This is a genomic window from uncultured Mailhella sp., from assembly GCF_944324995.1.
GTDB lineage: Bacteria > Desulfobacterota > Desulfovibrionia > Desulfovibrionales > Desulfovibrionaceae > Mailhella.
Genome location: NZ_CALUYL010000003.1, coordinates 21,992 through 43,067 on the forward strand (window position 1 = coordinate 21,992; position 21,076 = coordinate 43,067).

Below are 21,076 nucleotides of genomic sequence, written 5' to 3' on the forward strand. Positions count from 1 at the left end.
CTGCCGGGGCGGCCTGGCCTGTTCTCACCCTGCGTTCAGTAGAGCTCGGGTTCCCTGTCGAGAAACACGGGAATGCTCTCCCGCACGCGGCGGACGCGCTCCGCATCCAGTTCCGCCGCAATGACTTCTTCGCCGTCTCCGGCGCAGGCCAGCACCTCGCCGTCCGGCGCAACGATCATGGAATGCCCCGCAAACCGTTCCCCGTCCTCGCCGCCGCAGCGGTTGCAGGCCACCACGTACATCTGATTTTCAATGGCGCGGGCGCGCAGCAGCGTTTCCCAGTGATCACGCCTGACCATGGGCCACTCGGCGCTGACGAACAGAGCCTCGGCCCCGGCCACGGCCAGCTTGCGGATGAGCTCACAGAAGCGGATGTCGTAGCATATGACCAGCGCGCAGCGCATGCCCGAAAACGAAAACAAACACGTCTCCCGGCCCCTGGCCAGAAACCTGTGTTCATCCATCAGGCGGAACAGATGAATCTTGTCGTAGCCGGTCACGTACCGGCCTTCCACGTCAATAACCTGCGCGCGGTTGAACACCTTTCCGCCCTGTTCCGAAAGCACGGAGCCGCCGATAAACGCCGCATGATGCCGCCGCGCAAGCTCTCCGAGAAAAGCGGCATCCTCCCGCCCCAGAGGCGAGGCGAGTTCCCCGGCCCGCTCCAGCGCGTAGCCCGTGGACCACAGTTCCGGCAGCACCAGCGCGTCCGGCGGCCCCGCCAGAGCCGCGGCCTCTGCCGCAAGACGCTGCGCCTTTTCCCGGTTGGCCTGACGGTCGCCTTTGACCACGTCCATCTGCAACACACCAATCTTCACGCCGCACCTCCATGCCTGTTCTGTTCGCTCTCCGGCGTCGCCGCCGTATTACTTCACGCCTCCGTCCGCGCCGTGATGCTTCTGCTCGTGATACGCATGCAGCCGCTCCTGCACCCGCCCGTCCATCCGGCCCTTGAGCCAGAGCTGCGTGGCGTTGAACACGTTCTGCGTGACGGAATAGGCCGCAAGCCCGACCACCACCATGGGATCGAAATACTGAAAGGCCAGCCACATGGCCAGCATCAGATTCTTCTGCGCCAGCGCCTGACCGGCGGAAATGCGCCGGTGATACAGGGAGCCGATCAGCTTGCCCACCAGAAACTGCAGCATGCACACCACCACGCCGCACACGGCCACCACGATTTCCGCTCCGACGTCCTTGCGACCGGGAGAGAGCAGCATGTCGAAGGTGCTGCCCATGAGAATGAGAATCATGGCCACCCAGAGATAATAGGAAACGAAGCTCTTGCGGACTATGCTCTCACACACGCGCGGCGCAAAGGACTGGAGCGCGAGCGCGCAGAAAAAAGGCACGAAGAGAATAGGGCCGACCTTGAAGAACACCGACAGCATGGACGAAAAGAACGGCATGTCCACGTGCCCGGGAGCCATCATGGGCACGAGCAGCGGCGCGGCCACGATGGAAGAAAACGTGCCGAGAAACACGTAGGTCGCCAGAAAACCCACGCTGCCGCCGAGCATGCCGGTAATGGTGGCGGCGGCCGTGGCCGTGGGCACAAGCATGATGAGGCCCACAGTCTGCGCCGCAAGATCGTTCCATCGCACAAGAATCAGATACAGGGCCAGACTTCCCGCCATCTGCAGCGCGAGCAGCATGACGTGCAGACGATGAATGCGCACCGTTCGCAGCGACATGCCGCAGAACGTGAACAGCAGCATGACTATGAGCAGATACGGAGAAAGAAAGGAAAAACAGGAAAAGACGGAGTGCCCCAGCGCACCGGCGATGATGGCCGCCACCAGAGCCCACTGCTTGAGAAAAACAAGAATACGTTTCATGCTTCTGTCCGAAAGGCGCTCGCCCGCCGACGCGGGCGTTTCCAAATACTTTTCAAACCATAGCCGCAAAAGCTCCGCTCCTGCAACCATGCGAAAAAAAGTGAAAACCTCCACAGCAAGCCCATGCCGCAGGCTCCGCGCATCTGCCGACCTCTGCACAGTTCTCTTCAAAAATCACAAAGAACGGCATCGCCGTCTTATTCTCCGCATCTCTTCGTTTGTTCCGCACAAAGCAACATCTTTACTATTCTCCACGACTGCACATCATGGAGCGTTATCATTCACGGATGTTTTCAACAACATGCACGCATAAGAAATAAAAGCATCTTGATTCATGGCAATTTCAACAAAAAGAAGAGGAATTGATTGCATATTCAAAAAAGGCATTGACACTTTTGCGATAATTATGACAATCAATACATGGAAATAATTATTCTTATAGTGCTCATCGTGCTGAACGGCATTTTTGCCATGTCTGAAATCGCCCTCGTGACCGCCCGCAAGGCACGGCTCTCTCCGAGGGCCGCCGCCGGCGACAAGGCCGCACAGGCCGCCATACGTCTCGGCGAACACCCCACCCGCTTTCTTTCCGCCATACAGATAGGCATCACGTCCATCGGGCTTCTGAGCGGCATTTTCGGTGAATCGGCCCTGGCCGGGCCGCTCTCCTTGTGGATGCACGAAAGCCTCGGCGTTCCGACCGCCACGGCGGGCATGCTGGCCACCGTGGTCGTGGTCATGGCGGTCACCTATCTGTCCATCGTGGTGGGCGAACTCGTGCCCAAGCGCCTCGGACAGCTCGCACCCGAGCGCATGGCCTGTCTCGTGGCGCGGCCCATGACGGCCCTTGCAAAAATAAGCGCTCCCTTCGTGCTGCTTCTTTCCTGGTCCACCAGCCTCATTCTGCGCATTCTGGGCGCGCGGCCCGACGAGAGTCAGACCGTCACCGAAGAGGAAATTCAGGCCATGATCGACGAAAGTTCGGAAGCGGGAGCCATCGAAAGCCGTCAGCGCGACATGCTGCGCAACATTTTCCGCCTCGACGACCGTCCGGTAAACTCCATCATGGTGCCCCGCGCCGACGTGCTTTTTCTGGATACGCAGCTCTCCCCGCAGGAAAATCTGAACGTGCTGAAGGAATTCGAGCATTCCTGGCTGCCGGTGTGCAACGGCGGTCTCGGCAATCTGCTCGGCGTCATACGCACCAATCAGGCGCTGCTGCTGTGCGCGGAATCCGCAAACGACGCCGAAACCTTTTCCCGCGAGCTGACCGCCCAGTGTCTTCCGCCCGTGTTCGTGCCGGAAACGCTCACCAGTCTGGAGCTGCTGAAACGCTTTCAGGAACAGCGTCTGCACGTCGTATTCATTGTCGATGAATACGGCACGCTGCAGGGCATCGTCACGCCCCGCGACATTCTCACGGCGCTGGCCGGACAGATCGACACACCGCACGAGGATTCCTGGGCCGTGCAGCGCGAGGACGGCAGCTGGCTCATGGACGGCGGCATTCCCGTGCCGGAACTCAAGGACAGGCTCGGCATTCAGACGCTGCCCGCCGAGGACAAAGGATACTACACCATTCTGAGCGGCATGTTCATGTACCTGACGGGCCGCATTCCCCGCGAGGGCGATCACGTTGTCTGTCAGGGCTGGCGCTTCGAGGTGGTGGACATGGACGGCAACATGATAGACAAGATTCTTGCGGAAAAGTTGCCCGGGGAGGCCAAGGCCGAGGAGAAGGAATAACCCGTTCCGGCGGAGCCACCCGCCGGAAAAAAGCAGCCGGCGGCGGCGCAGACTTCCGTACGCTTCGCAGACCTCGGCGCGAAGCAGCCCCTTTTACGGAATCCTGAGCCGACGACGCCGCGGCCGGACGAGTCATCGTCCGGCCTTTTTTTTCGTGCCTCGTCCTGCGCGAAGCAGCAGGACTGCCGGGCAGATGTTCCACCTGTCCACGCTGGGGAATCGTCCTGCGCGAAGCAGCACGCCCGAAAGTCTGCCGCTCACGCCAAAAGAAACCGGCCGGTTCGTGGAGCTGGGAACCGGCCGGCATGGAAAGGGGGGTATGGAGGAGAAGAGTATGAAAATCTCTGGTTATCCAGGGGAGCTGACAACCTTCGACAGCTCCCTTGTACATGAGCGGGAAGGAAAGTCACGTTTCAAACTCTTTCCCGTCGTGCAACATTTTGCAATGTAGCCTCCCCGGCTCCGCGTTTTTTGCCGCCGCTCTTGCGCGATCCCGGGCTCCCGGCGTAAGCTGAGCGGAAGCCGCCCCTGCGGCAAGGAGGACATCATGAAGAAAATAGGCATCATACGCTGCCAGCAGACCGAAGACATGTGCCCCGGCACCACGGACTTCAAATGCGCAGGCGCGGGAACCATGGCCTTTGAATCCTTTGCGCCCTGCGAAATCGTGGGATTCGTGAGCTGCGGCGGCTGCCCGGGCAAGCACGCCGTCACCCGGGCGAAAATGCTGGTCGATCGCGGAGCCGAAGCCGTGTTTCTCGCCTCCTGCATACGCAAGGGCAGTCCCATAGGCATGCCCTGCCCGAACGCCGAGGCCATGAAGGCAGCCATAGAAAAGAAGCTGGGCGACGCGGTTCCCGTCATCGACTGGACGCACTGATTCTTCGCCGCTTTCCCCTTCGCCGGGCGGCGCGCTCCGGCTCCGGCCGCTTGCGCTCCCCTCGCCGGGGAGGCGGGTTCTTTTGTAATCACTTCCGCTCCTCAATCTCCTGAACATGAAAGGGGGCGACGGAATACTCCGTCGCCCCCTGCTGTTTTCACTTATCCGCCCAGGCGGCGGAACCGCGTTCCGCAGCCTTCGCGCCGCTACGGCGTCACGCGAAGATCATAGGCGCGGTTCAGATCCAGATACTTGCGCGCCGTTTCGCGCAGCGTCTTCGCATCCACGGCCTTCATGGCCTCAAGGCATTCGCGGCCGTAGTCAAGGCCGTGACCGTTCAGAATGTTGGCCGCGCCCTCTCCGGCGCGCATGGCGCGGCTCTGCCTTGCGCGGTAGTAGTTGGCCTCGGCCACGGCCTTGGCCCGCTCCAGCGTTTCCTCCGGGAGCAGATTTTCGTGCAGATCGCGCACGATGGCTTCAAAGGACGCCCTGGCCTTGTCCAGATTTTCCGGCGAGGCGATAATGCCGAAGGCAAGAAAACCCGTATCCTTTCCGGCCCAGTCCACAGGAAACACCGAGTAGCCGAGGCTCTGCTTTTCCCGCAGATCCTGATAAAGCTTGCCGGTGAATCCGCCGAGCGATTCCGAAAGCAGACGCAGCGCCGGTCTGTCGGCATCCTCCGCGCCCGCCGTGGGGAAGAGCATGAGGTACACGGCCTGATTGCGTCCGGGCAGCTTCATGCTCCACGTCTTTTCCTTCGTCCACGCGGGGGCCTCGCTCTCAAGCGCCTTTGCCGAAGGCGCAGGCAGCGACTTCACAAACGCTTCCACCTGCGCGCGGTCGAAGTCGCCCGCCACGGAAAGCACCCACGGACGCTCCTTCTGCCGGTTCCAGAACGCCGCAACGTCCTTTGCCGTGTACTTGGCCACCACGGCGGGATCGCCGTCGTTTCTGTGCGCGTAGGATCCCTTGCCGAAAAGGAAATGCCGCAGATTCCTGCCGAGCAGGCCCATGGCGCTCTGCTCGCTGCTCACGATGGAGGCTATCTGTTCGCGCTTCACGCGCTCCACGTCTTCGTCGCGGAAGGCGGGCTGTTCCAGCACTTCCTTCATGAGCGCGAACACCTCGGGCGCAAACTTTGCGGGGGCGTCCATCTGCACGCTGAACGAACGCAGACCGCTTCCCGCGGAAAGCCCCGCCGCGCGACCGGAAAGGTACACGTTGATGTCGCTCAGACTGCGGTTCTTCGTGCCCGTGGGCAGCGCGGCCGCGGTGAGAGCCGCCAGACCTTCCTCATTGTCGCCTGCCAGAAGCTCGCCGCCGGAAAAGCTCAGCGCGGCGGACACGTACGGCAGCGACCTGTCGGGAAGAAGCACGAGCGTGCGGCCCTCGCCGAGGGAAATCACTTCGGGGCGAAGCGCCGTGTCGGCCTTGTTCTTCTTCGCTTCGGCGGGCGCGGCCTTGCCCGCTTCCGGCCAGCCCTGCACGAGCGCGGCCTTTGCCGCGGCACCGTCCAGCGCCGCGGCTCCGCCCTTTTCTCCCTGCGGAACCAGTGCGGCCACGGTCAGCGCGTCGGGGCGCAGCCAGCGGTCGATGACTTCCTGAATCTGCTTGCGTCCCACGCTGCGCACCGCAGAAAGATAACGCTCGCCGCCCACGCTGGACGGATCATAAAAATATTCCGAGCCCATGGTCTCCGCGACGTCGGCAATGTTCTCAAGGCCGCGCAGGTAATTGTCCTCAAGGTTCAGACGGGCGCGGGCAATCTGCTCGTCGGTGAAGTCCGTCGCCTTGAGCGAGGCCAGCGTTTTGCCCAGGTCGCGCAGATATTCGGGCGTCTTGTCGGCGTCGAGCTGCGCCAGAATCATGAACGCGCCCGCCCGCTCAAAGCTCATGGCCGAAGCGCTCACGCTGTCCACCACCGGCTTCTGAATGCGGAACGACACGGGCAGCAGCGCGGTGTCGTCGCCGGAGAGAAGATGCGCCAGCACGTCGGCCGCTGGCAGCAGCTCATCCTTCATGCCCGGCAGCGGGAAAGACAGCGACACGAACGCCTTGTCCCAGGGCCCGGCCTCCACATCGACCACCAGCCCCTGCGCCAGATCGGCAGGATCAAAGGACGGCTCCACCTTGAGCACGTTGTTGTTCCGGTAGCCGCCGAACAGCGTTTTCGCCTCGGCCAGAATGTCGGACGCCTTCACGTCGCCCGCCACCGAGAGCACCATGTCCCGCGGATCGTAGCGCCGCCGAATGTAGTCGCGCATCATCTCGGGCGTCACGCCGCGCAGCGCCTTTTCCGTGCCGATGACCGGCGTTTCGTAGGGCGTGCCCTTCAGCGTGTGCGCAAGCGCCGTCTGGAAGAGCTTCGTCATGGGGCTGTCGCCGCGCTGCTTCTTTTCCGCAATGACCACTTCCCGTTCCGCGTCCAGATCGGCCTGACGCAGCAGCGGGTCAAAGGCGAGATCGCGCACCGCGGTCATGGCGTCCTTCCACTTTGCGGCGGGCAAATCGGTCAGATAGGTGGTCATGTCATAGGACGTGTAGGCGTTCATGGAGCCGCCCGCGTTTTCCACGCGCTTGTCCACGCCCGGGCCGCTGGTCTTGGAGCCCTTGAACACCATGTGTTCCAGAAGATGGCTCATGCCCGCCTCTTCCGGCTTTTCCCAGGCCGAGCCGGCCTTCACGAAAAGACGCACCGAAACCAGCGGAAAACGACTGTCTTCCCGCACCAGCACGGTCAGTCCGTTTTCCAGACGGAATATCTGTATGTCGGAAACGGCCTGCGCCGCTCCCGTGCCGCCCAGCGCCAGGCATACCGCCAGCGCCACGTTGGCGCACCATTTAAAAAAACGCATAGTCACCTCGTATGCTCACCCGGCCGTCGGCCGGAACAGTTCAGCGCTTCCGCGCGATGCTCGTTCGGCGTCGATGACAACGCCGCGCCGTCCTCAACGCGTCCGCGGCCCGCTTCCCGCCGCGGCGTCTTTCCAGCTGTGGCACAGTCCTTGTTTTTCCGCCATAATTTTTCCGACTCTTTTTCGTGACAAATTCTTGCAACTGCCCGAAAAACTGCGCCGAACGCCCCAGCTCGGGAAACGCTTTTCGCAAAAAAACGCCGCATTGAACAAAAAAGAAATATGACGCGTACCCCGATCAGGCAACCGGGCCGCTTCAAAACGCAAAAAGACGCGCGGCAGTCTGCGCGCCTGACCGGGAAAGTCCGCGAAGGCACGCCGAATCCGACCAGAAGACGAACATCGACCGGCGATATCGCGGCGGACATTCCGCGCCTTCGACATGGAAACGCGCCGCATTGCCTTGGGAGCCTCCGAACGTCGATGGGCAAAAAAAAGCCGGAATATCGTCGAACCCGACCATATTCCGGACAACTCATTTTGCAGGAGCAGCGCTCCTGTCGAAGGGACTACTGCCTGGCGGCAAGAATCACATGCGGAGCCTTGATGGCGGCCAGCACATGCACGCCTTCGGCAATGCCGGCGTCATCTGCGCTGTCCACCGTGCATACGGAGGTCAGACGCTCGCCGTTTTCCAGCTCCACGGCCACGCTGGCCATGATCTGCCCTTTTTTCACGCTCACGACCTTGCCGGGCAGCATGTTGCGCGAAGAAAGAATATAGCCGTCGCTCTCGCGCACAAGCAGAACGTTCACGCCCTTCACCATGGCCAGCACTTCGCGGCCGGGTTCCAGCTTGAGCGTTTCGGTGCTTTGGCAGGTCACGACGGCGGCGACCTTCAAACCGCCCTTGAGGTCGATATCGACCTCATCGTTGACAACGCCTCTTTTTACAGACGCAACCACACCTTCCAAAATATTCCTCGTGGTGACTTTCATGGGGTCGACTCCTTCCTAAGGGGTTTGTTCTAGGATTACTCACCGCCAAAGAGCTGTCAATGCCCTGTTTCCCTGTCTCCCAAAGATTTTCCGCCGTCAGGGCAGGCGGATCGAACGCCCGGGCAATGCCGAAAGTTTACGTGCTTTTGCTGGTGACAATCGCATAAATTTCGGCAGGGCACACCATGCCTGCCGCTGCCAGATGGCATTTTCCCGAGCTCTCCTTCCACGGCGTGCCGAAATCTGAAGGGACGGCGGCCCTTCGACGGCGCTCATGCAAGCATTGCCCCGAATGGACGACATGCCGGTCAAAAGAGGTGCGACACCTACGGCCCCAGGACATCAATCATGCAGTCATCAGGCAGAGCACGTAAAAGCCCTTCCATTCTTGTGGAAAAGCGTTCAAAAAAACTGATGGTCCGGGCGCGTTCCCTGTCAGGCGTCATGTCAGACAAATCAGCGCAGGACAGCCACGACGGACGCCATGACATTTCTTCCAGCAGCGCCATGTGCTGCCTGAAAAACGGGCTGTCACCGTGTTCCCTGAGCGCGTCCACCTCATTTTTTATGTCGCTCAGCATGGTCTGCACGGCTTTTCTGTCATAAAAGTTGCTGCCGTACCAGTCAAAGCCCGCCTTCTGATAGTCAGGGTTACGCTCATTGAGCGACGGGTCACGCCATTTTTCAAGAAAAGGGTACAAATAGCAGTCAAGAACTTCCTCATCCATGGAAAACGAAACGGAGTCGGAAACGCTGCCGCAGAGTCTCTGCCCCGGCTCTGTTCCGTACACCAGAAAAAACGAACCATCCCCACAGACACCATGGCACAACAAAGGCTGACTCACAGGCAGCGCCATGGCCCTGAACCTCAGATACGGCATCTGAGACGCTTCCATGTAACCGGAAAGGGAAAGCCCGTACCAGCCATAAGACGAGTCGACCACGAGTGCAGCGCTGTCGGAAAAACGGAAAACATACCGATACCCGGTATGGCTGTTAGTCTTCATGTCCAGTTCATTTCCCGACAAACGATAGAGAGTGTCCGACTCCTTCTTTTCCACAATAAAAAAGTCCTGGAGATACCTTCCCTTCAGGTACTGACCGAAAAACATGTCGGCATCAAAATTCGGCGTGTTCAGACCTTCCATGCACTGCCGGGGAACGGCATTGACGCTTATCCTCGCTCGCAGATTTTCACCGGGATGAAACTCCAGCGACGTTCCGCCCTCAAAATCAAGAATGAAGGGCTCGCACAGATGAACGGTCCGGGGAATCATGAGATGCCGCCGCGCTTTCTTCAACGCGTCTTCGGAGCGTGCCGTTCCGAGTCTGACAGCATGCTCATGCTCATAACGGGCCATGGCGGAACACGTCATATTACAGGCTGCGCCGATGACTCTGACCCCGGTCAGACGCTTCTTTGCTCCTGTCATGTCTCTGACGGCCCGCACAATACTTTCCGCTCCCACATACTCAGGAGCGCCCCACTCATACCAGTCGAAACGACCGCAAAATGCATTGTTGCCAAACTGCAGTTTCATCGTCTGTTCTCCGCCGGTGAGCACAGGCTCCGGAATGTCAGGCGCCCCGTCCCTTTCCTATCGAATGACACTCAGGAAAAAACAGCGGCAGGCAGGGTCACCGGATAACATGATACCACGCCGTCCAAGAAAAAACAAAAGGGCTTTGATGACGCTAAGCGACAATCAAAGCCCTGGAAATATAACCGTATGGCGGAAAGGGTGGGATTCGAACCCACGTACCGGCTCATCACCGATAACTCGATTTCGAGTCGAGCGCGTTACGGCCTCTTCGCTACCTTTCCACAAACGTGTGTTGTACACGAAGACAGGCCCGCGGGCAAGCCTTTTTTCCGGGCCCCTGCCGCAGAACGGCCGCCCGCACGCTGCCTCCCGCCGCAGACGCAGCAGGACGCCGTGCGCCTCACGAGCATTCAGCCTTTCGGGCAGCCCCCGCCGCGTCCGGTCAGGCGCGGAAGCAGCCTGCGCCGCTGCGGATTAGCCGCCGCCTCGAACCGAAAAAAAAGACCCGCCTTCAAAAAGCGGATCTTTTTTCCAATGTCTTGCAAAGCGGCGCAGGGTCCAGACGAAACGCTGCCGCCGCAGCGCTCAGAGCGGAAGTCTACGGCGCTCGTCCATGTCGGCGTGCAGCTGCGCTATGAGAGCGTCCAGCCCGTCGAAGCGTCGATCCTGACGCAGTTTCGCAAGAAAACGCACTTCCAGTTCCCGGCCGTAGATGTCGCCGGAAAAATCCATGATGTGCGTCTCCAGGGTCAGCGCGGAGCCGTCGAAGGTGGGATTCTTGCAGAAGCTCGTCACGGACATGCGCCACTCTCCCGCGCCTTCGCCGTCCAGCAGACGGGCCGACGTGGCGTACACGGCCGGAGCCGTCATGGCCTGCGTATGGGGCACATCGAGATTGGCCGTAGGTATGCCCAGAAGCGGCCCTCCCCGCCCCTCGCCGTGAACGACTTCTCCCTGCACGGAAAAAGGACGCCCGAGAAGCAGATTCGCCTCGTCCAGCCGCCCTTCGGCCAGCGCCTTGCGGATGCGCGTGGAGCTCACGGGCGCGCCGTCCACAAGCACGGCCTCTACCTGCGTGACGTGCGGAATGCAGGCGCGCAGCGCATCCGCTCCGGCCTGATCCCGTCCCATGCGGAAATCGTATCCGACAAAAAGCTCGCTCACCGCCAGCGATTCCTCAAGCACATGACGACAAAAGTCGTCGGCCCCGCGGGACGCCAGTTCCTTGGTGAACGGCAGCAGAAGCACGGCGTCGATGCCGAGCTCTTCCATGTATTCGAGCCGCTGCGCCGTGGAACACAGTTCCTTGGGAGCGCGGGCCGAAAGCACCGAAACGGGATGAGGATCAAACGTGATCGCCACGGCGGGCACCTGACGCTCGCGGGCGCTATTTACCGTGCTGCTCAGCAGCGCCTGATGCCCGCGATGCACGCCGTCGAAATTGCCGACGGTGGCCGTGCAGGAAGTCCACGCCCCCTGCCTGCGGAGCGCGTTCGGATCGGAAGATACAATCATGAGTTTACTTGGCCGCCGTATGCTTGAGAGCCATTTCCACGGCGTCTATGAAGTTTTCCATGGGAAGCGCGCCGCGCAGCACCATATTGTTCACGAGAAAATACGGCGTGCCCACAAAGCCCAGCGCGTTGGCGTCGGCGGCGTCGCCCGCCATGAGGGCGTCGAGTTCCCTGGCCTTGCTCTTCACCGCGGCTTCCACGGCCTTGGCGTCGAATCCGGCCTCGGCGGCAATGGCGCGCATGGCGGAGAGCACGTCTTCTTCCACTTCCTTCTGACGGTCGAAGGTAAGCGCGTACATCTTCCACGCCTTCGCCCTGTCCATCTGATAGGCGGCAATGAACCACTCGCCGGCCACGCGGCCGGCCTGCGTCTTCGGTATCTGCTTGAACACGAGACGAATCTTGCCCGGATACCGCTTCATCAGATTGCCCACCGTGTAGGCGGCCTGATGGCAGTAGGTGCAGAGAAAGTCGGAAAAGGCGATAATCGTCACGGGCGCGTCGGCAGGTCCGCCCACGGGACGACCTTCCAGCGCCACCTGCTTGGGCTGATCGATTTCCGTTTCCCACTGACGCAGCAGCACGGCGCGACGGCGCTTGTCCGAGCCCTGCTGAACGATGTCGAGCAGCTCTTCGCTGTGATCCTTGAGCACGTTCAGAATAAGTTCGGGATGCTCTTTGAGCAGCGCCTCAAGCTGCGCGTTCATATCGGAGGAAGGCGCGGCCTGAACCGGCGCAGCGACCATAAGTCCGCCGGAAAGCAGAAAAAGCGTCAGACATATATGACGAAGAAAAGACATAATCATCTCCTTTGGCGGGACTATATCTTTTTCATACCGACCTGACAAGCCGCCGCAACGTTGCGGCCCGCAGGCACAGGATTGCAGCGCGGCGGGGCTTTTCTGCATGCCCGCTTCCCGGCGTTTTTTCGTTCAGAGCGCCGAAGCGCCCGGTCATGCATGCGCCTCCCGGCGAAAAGACGCCGCGTTTTCCGGCGCATGCCTCAGGCGGCTCTGCTCCCGCGTCTTCAGCAGGTGACCATGCTCACGGCCAGGCCGCCCATGGAGGTTTCCTTGAACTTGTGGCTCATTTCCCGGCCGGTTTCTGCCATGGCGGCGATGGCGGCGTCCAGGGAAACGCGGTGCGACTCGGGGCGCGTGCCCGTGCTGATGAGTGCCGCGTTGAAGGCCTTGACCGCGCCCATGGCGTTGCGCTCGATGCAGGGAATCTGCACATAGCCGCCCACGGGATCGCAGGTGATGCCGAGGTGATGTTCCAGAGCCACTTCGGCGGCGTTTTCCACGTAGCGGGAAGGATTGCCCTGCGCGTCGGTGAGCATGGCGGCGGCCATGGCGGAAGCCACGCCGATTTCGCCCTGACAGCCCACTTCGGCCCCGGCGATGCTGGCGTTGTGCTTGGCGATGAAGCCCACGGCCGCGGCGGCCAGAAAGCCTTCACGGATGGCGCGGTCGCCGATGAAGAGATCGTGACGCATGGCGTACACGAGCGCGGGCATGACGCCCGCCGAACCGCAGGTGGGCGCCGTGACGATGACCCCGCCCGAGGCGTTTTCCTCCGAGGCGGCAAAGGCGTAGGCGTTGAGTCCGGCAAGGAACTTGCCCGGGGAGGAATGAAGCGCCTGGGCCCGTTCCTGAAGCATGTGCGCCTTGCGCTCCACCTTGAGGGGACCGGCAAGGTAGCCGCTGCCGGCAAGACCGTGCCGCACCGATTCCTCCATTCTGTCCAGAATGTTGTTGAGCTGATCGATGATGGCCGGACGCGACGCCCCGGTGATGGCCGTTTCGTTGGCCAGCATGATTTCGTAGATGTTCAGACCCTGAGTGCGCACGATGTTCCGCAGTTCCTTCATGTTGCTGTACGGATACACCGGATCGCCGAGTTCGGGAGCCTTCCAGCCGTCCCACTGCACGAAGCCGCCGCCCACGGAATAGTAGGCCTTGCTGAACAGCACTTCGCCGCCGGCGTCGAGCAGTTCGGCCACCAGCGTGTTGCTGTAGGGATAGTTGTGAACCACGGCGTCGTGAACGACGTCGGCCAGGGAAACCAGCGCGCTGCCCACGCCGAGTTCCACCTTGTGATCCTTGAGCGGCTCTTCGGACAGGCGGGCCAGATAGCCGGAAGGACAGTCTTCAGGACGCACGCCGAGCAGGCCCGCCAGCACGGCGGCGTCGGTGCCGTGCCCCGCGCCCGTGGCGCTCAGAGAGCCGAAAAGGCGCACCCGTATGCGGGAGGCGCGGGCAAGTATTTCGCGGGGAAGCTCGGCGCACGTGGAGGAAAAAAGACGACCGGCCGTCATGGGACCGATGGTGTGCGAGCTCGACGGGCCGGGGCCCACCTTGAACAGGGAAAAAAGCGATGTTGTGATGGGCCGCATGACGAGGCTCCTCATGACTGTGTTTTGCGCGGCGCTCCCAAACCGGAGTGTCGCCGCAGGAAAAGGGCGGCCAGAGGCCGCCCCGAAAAGACATGTCCCCGTGTCCGGCACAGGGGCGGAAAACTACGCCTGCGCGTCTTCGTTCTTTTCTTCCGCTTCCAGATCTTCGGTGTGCTTGAGGAGTTCCTCAAGCTGAATGTCGCCGCAGAGCACGCCCACGATTTCATCGTTGTCGTCGGTCACGGCCTGCGACACGGAAAGAATGAGCGCTCCGGTGTACTGCGACTGATACACGTCGGTCACGTGTAGTTCGCCGTCCTGCATGGGCATCTTGAACCAGCCGCGATCGGAATAGTCGTAGCCGGGATCGGGCAGATGGCCGTACTTAGGCGCGTTCTCCTCATCCGTGACCACGGCCTGCAGGAGCTTGCCCCTGGCGTCGGTGAGCGTGATGAACTGGATGTAGGGATAGTGATCGGCAAAGCTCTGCATGGCGTTGCAGCGTTCCTGATCCGTGCGGCTTGCGCGGCAGGCCGCGGCCAGACGGGTCATGATGCCCGAAGCCAGACGACTGGCGATTCTCTTGAGCTTCTGCAGTTCGGAAACGAAGAGCTCGGGCATGTACTGCTTGACGAGGGCGAGCATTTCCTTGTTGGAAAACGAGGTGTTTCGTCCGGCCTCGTAGGCCTGCATGATGGCGTTGTAGATCTGCCCCACGGCGGGATGCTTCTTGGTGACCTTGCGGCTGTCGTCGAGCTCGAGCTTGCTGTTGATCCAGTAGGCCACGCCCGCGCGGCCGGACTTGTCGGTGATGATGATGGGCACGGGCCGATTGAGGATCTTGGCCGTGTCGAAGATGTTGTAGATTTCCTCGTTCTTGGACAGACCGTCCACGTGGACGCCCGCGCTCGTGGCGTTGAAGTCGCTGCCCACGAAGGGATAGTTCGGCGGAATGGTGTAGTCGAGTTCCTTGGCGAAGTACTCGGCGATTTCGGAAATGACCGTGGTGTCGGCCACGTCGTCGTTGCCGGTGAGGGAAATGTATTCCATGACCAGCGCTTCCACGGGAGTGTTGCCCGTGCGTTCGCCGAAGCCGAGCAGCGCGCCGTTGACGGAGGCGCAGCCGTAGAGCCAGGCGGTGACGCCGTTGACCAGCACCTTGTGGAAATCGTTGTGACCGTGCCATTCCAGCCACTGACCGGGCACGCCGGCCTCGTCGGTGAAGGCGCGCACGATGCGCTGCACCGACCGCGGAAGGGCCGCGCCCGTGTAGGGCACGCCGAAGCCCATGGTGTCGCACAGACGAATCTTCACCGGCATGGAGGCCTTGCGGGCGAGTTCCATGAGCCTGGCGGCGAAGGGCAGGCAGAAGCCGTGGATGTCCGCGCGGGTGACGTCTTCAAAGTGGCAGCGCGGCACGATGCCCCATTCGAGGGCGCGTTCCACGATGCGCAGATAGTCGTCCATGGCCTGCTGACGGGTTTTGCCTAATTTAAGGTAGATATGATAGTCGGACACGCTGGTGAGCAGGCCCACCTCGTCGAACTCCATGTCTCTGGCGAGGCGCAGATCGTTTTCGTTGGCGCGTATCCAGCCCGTGACGCGGGGAAAGCGGTAGCCGCGGGCCCGGCAGGTGTCGATGGCCTTGCGGTCCTTGGCCGAGTACATGAAGAATTCCGAAGCCTGAATGAGGCCGCTCTTGCCTCCCAGCTTGTGCAGGAGATCAAAGATATGGGCGATCTGCTTCACCGTGTACGGAGGTCGGGCCTGCTGGCCGTCGCGGAAGGTGGTGTCGGTGATGAAGCAGGGATCAGCGGGACTGGGCGTGATGATGGTGCCGTCGAATCCAATGCGCCCTATCTTGGTATAGGGGAAAAGTTCGCGGTAGAGCTGGGGTTCGGCCCTCTCTTCCAGACGAAGGCTGCGCTCAGAACTTTTCTTGAAAAGAATCATTGTACCTCCGAATATGGCCTCAAACTGGCAGGCCCTTTTGATAGGGGATGACGAATCGTATCTGTTAATGCTGGAAAAATAAAGTATTATGCCTCCTTTAAATTTTCCGCGCTCTCCGGCCCCGCCGAAGGCCTTTCCAGGAAAAAATAAATGGTCCGTCCTTGTTGGCTTGTTCTTTTTTTCTCTTGGTTTTTGCCTTGTCATCCAAGCTTCAAACATTTTTGTATAAAAATTTAAGTCTGGTATTTCAATAAATTGAGAAGTCGACTCCGAAATGATTTTTCGTAAATCCCCTGCGCTCGTTCCGTTTAGGAACCATCCGCAGACGCGAAAAAGGGGGGAGAAATCCCGTTTTCATGCTTTACCCATTGAAAATACAGCATTTTCAGCTTTTTTTTCGATTCCTCCCGCCCGGGTGGCTTGTGAACAGAACCGGAGCTATTGTGCTCAAGTTCAAAATAGGGTAGGTACGGAGTACACACTGTAAGGCCGGGACTGTACTGTGCCCTCGCACATCCGGCCAGGTTTTGGTGTATCAGGGGTCGCTCTGTCTGAACGGAAAGTTTTTCCGGCTCATTGGTTGGCAAAGCGACAGACCCATAATCAACCATGTGGAGGTAAGGCAATGGCGAAACATGCAACCCCCCTGTTGGACCAGCTCGAATCCGGGCCCTGGCCCAGCTTTGTATCTGATATCAAGCAGCTTGCCGAAAGCAGAGCTAAAAACGCTCAGGGCTTGGATTATCAGATTCCCAGCGACGCTCCCGAGGACCTGCTGGGCATTATGGAACTTTCCTACGAAGACAAGGAAACCCACTGGAAGCACGGCGGCATCGTCGGCGTGTTCGGTTACGGCGGCGGCGTTATCGGCCGTTACTGCGACCAGCCCGAAAAGTTCCCCGGCGTGGCCCATTTCCATACCGTCCGCGTGGCTCAGCCTTCCGGCAAGTTCTACAGCACCGAATATCTGCGCGGCATCTGCGACATCTGGGATCTGCGCGGCTCCGGCCTGACCAACATGCACGGTTCCACCGGCGACATGGTGCTCATCGGCACCCAGACTCCTCAGCTCGAAGAAATCTTCTACGAACTGACCCACAAGATGGAAGTGGACCTCGGCGGTTCCGGTTCCAACCTGCGTACCCCCGCCGCCTGCATGGGCATGTCCCGCTGCGAATACGCCTGCTACAACACCCAGCTCGCCTGCTATCAGCTGACTCAGGACTACCAGGACGAACTGCATCGCCCCGCGTTCCCCTACAAGTTCAAGTTCAAGTTCGACGGCTGCCCCAACGGCTGCGTGGCTTCCATGGCCCGTTCCGACTTCGCCGTCATCGGCACCTGGAAGGACGACATCAAGATCGATCAGGAAGCCGTGAAGGCCTATGTGGCCGGTGAAGAAGGCTTCAAGCCCAATGCCGGCGCCCACTCCGGCCGCGACTGGGGCAAGTTCGACCTCCAGAAGGAAGTCATCGACCTCTGCCCGACCCACTGCATGAGCTGGGACGGCAACAAGCTGTCCATCGACACCGCCAACTGCGTGCGCTGCATGCACTGCATCAACACCATGCCCCGCGCTCTGCACATCGGCGACGACCGCGGCGCCTCCATCCTTGTCGGCGCCAAGGCCCCCATCCTCGACGGCGCTCAGATGGGCTCCCTGCTCGTTCCCTTCATCCCCGCGGAAGAACCCTTCGACGAAATCAAGTCCATCATCGAAAAGATCTGGGACTGGTGGATGGAAGAAGGCAAGAACCGCGAACGTGTTGGCGAAACCATCAAGCGTCTCTCCTTCCAGAAGCTGCTTGAAGTGACCGAAATTCCGGCCATTCCTCAGCACGTCATCGCGCCCCGCACGAACCCCTACATTCTCTTCAAGGAAGAGGAAGTGCCCGGCGGCTGGACCCGTGACATCGCTGCTTACCGTCAGCGTCACCTGCGCTAATCAGAGAGGAGAGCAAAAATGGCTTTTATTTCTTCCGGTTACAATCCTGCAAAACCCATGGAAGGTCGTATCTCCGATATCGGACCCCGCAAGTACGACTCCTTCTTCCCTGAGGTCATTGCCAAGAACTTCGGCAAGTGGCTGTACCACGAAATCCTGGAACCCGGCGTGCTCATGCATGTGGCCGAAAGCGGCGACAAGGTGTACACCGTCCGCTGCGGCGGCGCCCGTACCATGACCACCGTGCACATCCGCGAAATCTGCGAAATCGCCGACAAGTACTGCGGCGGTCACGTTCGCTGGACCACCCGTTCCAACGTGGAATTCATGGTCACCGACCTTGAAACCCTCAAGGCCCTCAAGGAAGACCTGGCTTCCCGCAAGTTCGCTGCCGGTTCCTACAAGTTCCCCATCGGCGGCACCGGCGCCGGCGTCACCAACATCATCCACACGCAGGGCTGGCTGCACTGCCACACCCCCGCCACCGACGCCTCCGGCCCGGTGAAGGCTCTGATGGACACCGTGTTCTCCGACTTCCAGAACCATCGTCTGCCCGCCCCCGTGCGCATCTCCCTGGCCTGCTGCCTCAACATGTGCGGCGCCGTGCACGTGTCCGACATCGGCATCGTGGGCATCCATCGCAAGCCCCCGATGATCGACCAGGAATGGGTTGATCAGCTCTGCGAAATTCCTCTGGCCGTCGCCGCCTGCCCCGTGGCCGCCGTGCGTCCCGCCAAGGAAGACTTCAACGGCAAGAAGATCAATACCGTGGCCATCAAGCAGGAACGCTGCATGTACTGCGGCAACTGCTACACCATGTGCCCCGCCCTGCCCATCTCCGACGGCGAAGGCGACGGTGTGATCATCATGGTCGGCGGCAAGATCTCCAACCGCATCAGCCGTCCCAAGTTCTCCAAGGTCGTCGTTTCCTACATCGAAAACGAACCGCCCCGCTGGCCCACGCTGTGCGCCACTGTGAAGCGCATCCTCGACGTCTACGCCGAGAACGCTCACAAGTACGAACGTCTGGGCGACTGGGCTGAACGCATCGGTTGGGAAAAGTTCTTCGAACTCACCGATCTGGAATTCACCCCCCAGCTCATCGACGACTTCCGCGAACAGGCCTACTTCAGCTGGCGTCAGTCCACCCAGTTCAAGTTCTCTGAACTGGCCGCCGAAGCCTACAAGGGCGCCGAAGCCCACGCTGAAGCTGCCAGCGCCGGCGTGACCGAAGAAGACAAGGCCCTGGTGTACAACTGGCTCGTCGAAAAGACCAGCAAGCCCGGCGCCAAGACCAAGTTCTACTTCAACCAGTTCCTCGAACTGTTCCCCGGCGCCAGCCCCCGCAAGGTCAAGAACGTCCTCACCGCTCTGGTGGACGACGAAAAGGTGGCTTACTGGTCCTCCGGTTCCACCACCATGTACGGCCTCAAGGGCGCCGGCAAGCAGGGTGCCACTGAAGAAGGCGAATAATATCGCCCCCGCCTCGGCGGGATTCCGACGGGCCGTTTTCTAGGCGGCCCCGGCACCTTTCCAGCAAGCTGGAACTTCAAGGGGAAGATCTTTCGGGATCTTCCCCTTTTTCCTTACCTTTTTTCCTTTTCTTCCCATGCAGCAGCCTCGACTCGTCATTTCCGGACTCTCCGGCGGAAGCGGCAAAACTCTGGTTTCTCTCGGGCTCTCCCGCCTCTTCACCCGGCGGGGACTCTCCGTGCAGCCCTGCAAAAAAGGGCCGGACTACATCGACTACGCCTGGCTCTCCCTGGCCGCGGGACAACCTGCCGCCTGCCTTGACCCGTACTTTCTGAGCGACGAGGCCCTCGAACGTCAGTTCTGCCGCGTCTGCGCCCGGCGCAGGCCCGACATCGCCGTCATTGAGGGCAACCGCGGCCTGTTCGACGGTCGCGATCTTCAGGGCTCCTGCTCCACGGCGCATGTGGCGCGTCTTCTGAAGGCCCCCGTGGTGCTCACCATGAACTGCGCCAAAATGACCCGCACCGCGGCGGCCATCGTCTCCGGCATGGCGAATTTCGAGAAGGATCTGCACCTTGCGGGCGTCATTCTGAACAACGTGGCCGGAGAGCGTCACGGCTCCATGCTGCGCCGGGCCATCGAAAGCTATACCGACATTCCCGTGCTCGGCATTCTTCCCCGCCTCGGCAGCAATCCCCTGCCGGAGAGGCACATGGGCCTTTCCCTGAACACGACCGACACGTCCGTTCACGCCGTGCTCGACAAGTTGGCCGACACGCTGGAAGAACACACCGATGTGGGCGTTTTTCTCTCCCTTGCGCGCACCGCGCCGCCGATTCCCGACGTTACCGAAGACGACGCTCCGGTGAGCGTTCCCGCCGAACGCCCCCGCATAGGCTATGTGCAGGACAGAGCCATGTGGTTCTACTACGAAGAGAATCTTGAGGCGCTGCGCGACGCGGGTGCCGACCTTGTCCGCTTGGATCTCTTTGACGACGCCCCCTGGCCGCAGCTCGACGGACTCTACCTCGGCGGCGGATACCCGGAACTGTTTGCCGACGCCATCAGCGCCTCGCCCCATCTCAAAGAGATCCGAGCGCTGTCGCTGGCAAATCGGCCCATCTACGCCGAATGCGGCGGCTTCATGCTGCTGTGCCGCGCTCTTCTTCTCGACGACGGCGAACATCCCATGGCAGGCCTTCTGCCCGCGCAGCCCCGCTTCTACCGCCGCCCGCAGGGTCTCGGCTACGTCACGGCCCGCGTAGTTGCGGAGAATCCCTTTCACCCGCTGGGCAGCGTGTGGCGCGGACACGAATTCCATTACTCCCGCTGCGAATGGCCCGATAACCGGCGTCCGTCCTGCTGCCTCACCCTGTCCCCGGGCACGGGCATGTACGAAGAACACGGCACGCACTGCGACGGTCTGCTCGTTCGCCGCACCTTTGCCTGCTGGACGCACCTTTTCGCTCCCGCCGTCCCCCACTGGGCAAAAAACTTTGTTGAGGAATGCAGGAAGTAGGGGAGATGAGCGGGGGAAGGAGGAAACCCTTTTGAAAAAGGGCTTTCCTCCTTCCCCCGCACCCCCATCCTCTTTCCGAAAACTTTTATCGGGGCAACGGGGAGTTCTGTCAGTCAGGGCGTAAGCGGCAATGAGAGTGCTCGGCAGTGCCTGTTCGGGCTGGGGAGCTCGGGCGGCAAGTCCAAGGCGTTGAGGGCACTGTAAGCAAAAAGGCAGAGGTTCCCGCAACACGGGCGGCGTTCTGTTTCGGCTGCCTCAGTTTTCGTGTCGAAAGTCTAAAAAATGCGGGCCGCTTTTGCTTCCGCAGATATCGAAAGTCTAAAAAAGCGTCCGGGCGATTCCGTCCGGACGCTTTTTCAAAGATGGATAGGAAAGAGAAGGTAACGAGCTGCAAAAAGCGGCGTCCAGCCCCTCTA

Annotated in this window: 14 protein-coding genes, 1 tRNA gene and 1 pseudogene; 6 read left to right on the forward strand and 10 right to left on the reverse strand. The window is 60.7% G+C overall.

Annotation, left to right across the window (positions count from 1 at the left end; genetic code table 11):
* Window positions 1-35: 35 nt before the first annotated feature.
* Window positions 36-818, reverse strand: coding sequence for a carbon-nitrogen family hydrolase (locus Q0K02_RS02680; protein ID WP_294484846.1), 783 nt, complete (start codon window positions 816-818; stop codon window positions 36-38).
* Window positions 819-866: 48 nt separating this feature from the next.
* Window positions 867-1,838, reverse strand: a complete 972-nt coding sequence (locus tag Q0K02_RS02685; RefSeq protein ID WP_294484847.1) for a symporter — start codon at window positions 1,836-1,838, stop codon at window positions 867-869.
* A 420-nt stretch (window positions 1,839-2,258) separates the two neighbouring features.
* On the opposite strand from Q0K02_RS02685, the gene Q0K02_RS02690 reads away from it, so the two are divergent.
* Both Q0K02_RS02690 and Q0K02_RS02695 read left to right on the forward strand, forming a co-directional pair.
* Complete coding sequence (locus tag Q0K02_RS02690) at window positions 2,259-3,584, forward strand: hemolysin family protein (protein WP_294484848.1); 1,326 nt, start codon at window positions 2,259-2,261, stop codon at window positions 3,582-3,584.
* A 547-nt stretch (window positions 3,585-4,131) separates the two neighbouring features.
* Window positions 4,132-4,464, forward strand: a complete 333-nt coding sequence (locus Q0K02_RS02695; protein ID WP_294484849.1) for a CGGC domain-containing protein — start codon at window positions 4,132-4,134, stop codon at window positions 4,462-4,464.
* Window positions 4,465-4,670: 206 nt separating this feature from the next.
* On the opposite strand, the gene Q0K02_RS02700 is transcribed toward Q0K02_RS02695, so the two are convergent.
* The 8 genes from Q0K02_RS02700 to Q0K02_RS02735 form a co-directional block, all read right to left on the reverse strand.
* A complete protein-coding gene (locus tag Q0K02_RS02700) occupies window positions 4,671-7,319 on the reverse strand; it encodes a pitrilysin family protein (RefSeq protein WP_294484850.1) in 2,649 nt (882 codons plus the stop codon).
* 569 nt (window positions 7,320-7,888) lie between these two features.
* The gene (locus tag Q0K02_RS02705) at window positions 7,889-8,317 is read right to left on the reverse strand and encodes a TOBE domain-containing protein (RefSeq protein ID WP_294484853.1); all 429 of its coding nucleotides are present in this window, start codon (window positions 8,315-8,317) and stop codon (window positions 7,889-7,891) included.
* A gap of 326 nt (window positions 8,318-8,643) precedes the next feature.
* Window positions 8,644-9,858, reverse strand: a complete 1,215-nt coding sequence (locus tag Q0K02_RS02710; RefSeq protein ID WP_294484855.1) for a hypothetical protein — start codon at window positions 9,856-9,858, stop codon at window positions 8,644-8,646.
* Between the two features lie 190 nt (window positions 9,859-10,048).
* Window positions 10,049-10,142, reverse strand: a tRNA-Ser gene (locus Q0K02_RS02715).
* Between the two features lie 304 nt (window positions 10,143-10,446).
* Entirely contained in the window at window positions 10,447-11,376 is a 930-nt protein-coding gene (ribF, locus tag Q0K02_RS02720; RefSeq protein ID WP_294484857.1) for a riboflavin biosynthesis protein RibF, read from the reverse strand.
* A gap of 4 nt (window positions 11,377-11,380) precedes the next feature.
* Window positions 11,381-12,175: a thioredoxin domain-containing protein gene (locus Q0K02_RS02725; RefSeq protein WP_294484858.1), complete on the reverse strand. Its 795-nt coding sequence runs from the start codon at window positions 12,173-12,175 to the stop codon at window positions 11,381-11,383.
* Between the two features lie 227 nt (window positions 12,176-12,402).
* The gene (locus tag Q0K02_RS02730; protein WP_294484860.1) at window positions 12,403-13,785 is read right to left on the reverse strand and encodes an L-serine ammonia-lyase; all 1,383 of its coding nucleotides are present in this window, start codon (window positions 13,783-13,785) and stop codon (window positions 12,403-12,405) included.
* A gap of 108 nt (window positions 13,786-13,893) precedes the next feature.
* Complete coding sequence (locus tag Q0K02_RS02735) at window positions 13,894-15,723, reverse strand: cache domain-containing protein (RefSeq protein ID WP_294484862.1); 1,830 nt, start codon at window positions 15,721-15,723, stop codon at window positions 13,894-13,896.
* Window positions 15,724-16,348: 625 nt separating this feature from the next.
* Between Q0K02_RS02735 and dsrA the strand changes: the two genes are divergently transcribed.
* The 4 genes and pseudogenes from dsrA to Q0K02_RS02755 all read left to right on the forward strand — a co-directional run bounded on the left by dsrA (window position 16,349) and on the right by Q0K02_RS02755 (window position 20,660).
* Window positions 16,349-17,668, forward strand: a complete 1,320-nt coding sequence (gene dsrA / locus Q0K02_RS02740; protein WP_294484865.1) for a dissimilatory-type sulfite reductase subunit alpha — start codon at window positions 16,349-16,351, stop codon at window positions 17,666-17,668.
* Window positions 17,669-17,686: 18 nt separating this feature from the next.
* Window positions 17,687-18,829 (forward strand): annotated as a pseudogene (dsrB, locus tag Q0K02_RS02745) (dissimilatory-type sulfite reductase subunit beta); the annotation flags it as partial.
* A gap of 84 nt (window positions 18,830-18,913) precedes the next feature.
* Window positions 18,914-19,141 carry a dissimilatory sulfite reductase D family protein gene (locus tag Q0K02_RS02750; RefSeq protein WP_273525181.1) on the forward strand — a complete coding sequence of 76 codons (228 nt, stop codon included), beginning with the start codon at window positions 18,914-18,916 and terminating at the stop codon, window positions 19,139-19,141.
* A gap of 136 nt (window positions 19,142-19,277) precedes the next feature.
* Window positions 19,278-20,660 (forward strand): cobyrinate a,c-diamide synthase, encoded by a 1,383-nt coding sequence (locus Q0K02_RS02755; RefSeq protein WP_294484868.1) that lies wholly within the window; start codon window positions 19,278-19,280, stop codon window positions 20,658-20,660.
* Window positions 20,661-21,076: the final 416 nt, after the last annotated feature.

Bases quoted from the DNA above. Each gene is read 5' to 3' on its own strand.
- Q0K02_RS02685 (WP_294484847.1), bottom strand. From the start codon at position 1,838: ATGAAACGTATTCTTGTTTTTCTCAAGCAGTGGGCTCTGGTGGCGGCC.
- Q0K02_RS02690 (WP_294484848.1), top strand. From the start codon at position 2,259: ATGGAAATAATTATTCTTATAGTGCTCATCGTGCTGAACGGCATTTTT.
- Q0K02_RS02695 (WP_294484849.1), top strand. From the start codon at position 4,132: ATGAAGAAAATAGGCATCATACGCTGCCAGCAGACCGAAGACATGTGC.
- Q0K02_RS02700 (WP_294484850.1), bottom strand. From the start codon at position 7,319: ATGCGTTTTTTTAAATGGTGCGCCAACGTGGCGCTGGCGGTATGCCTG.
- Q0K02_RS02705 (WP_294484853.1), bottom strand. From the start codon at position 8,317: ATGAAAGTCACCACGAGGAATATTTTGGAAGGTGTGGTTGCGTCTGTA.
- Q0K02_RS02710 (WP_294484855.1), bottom strand. From the start codon at position 9,858: ATGAAACTGCAGTTTGGCAACAATGCATTTTGCGGTCGTTTCGACTGG.
- ribF (WP_294484857.1), bottom strand. From the start codon at position 11,376: ATGATTGTATCTTCCGATCCGAACGCGCTCCGCAGGCAGGGGGCGTGG.
- Q0K02_RS02725 (WP_294484858.1), bottom strand. From the start codon at position 12,175: ATGTCTTTTCTTCGTCATATATGTCTGACGCTTTTTCTGCTTTCCGGC.
- Q0K02_RS02730 (WP_294484860.1), bottom strand. From the start codon at position 13,785: ATGAGGAGCCTCGTCATGCGGCCCATCACAACATCGCTTTTTTCCCTG.
- Q0K02_RS02735 (WP_294484862.1), bottom strand. From the start codon at position 15,723: ATGATTCTTTTCAAGAAAAGTTCTGAGCGCAGCCTTCGTCTGGAAGAG.
- dsrA (WP_294484865.1), top strand. From the start codon at position 16,349: ATGGCGAAACATGCAACCCCCCTGTTGGACCAGCTCGAATCCGGGCCC.
- Q0K02_RS02755 (WP_294484868.1), top strand. From the start codon at position 19,278: ATGCAGCAGCCTCGACTCGTCATTTCCGGACTCTCCGGCGGAAGCGGC.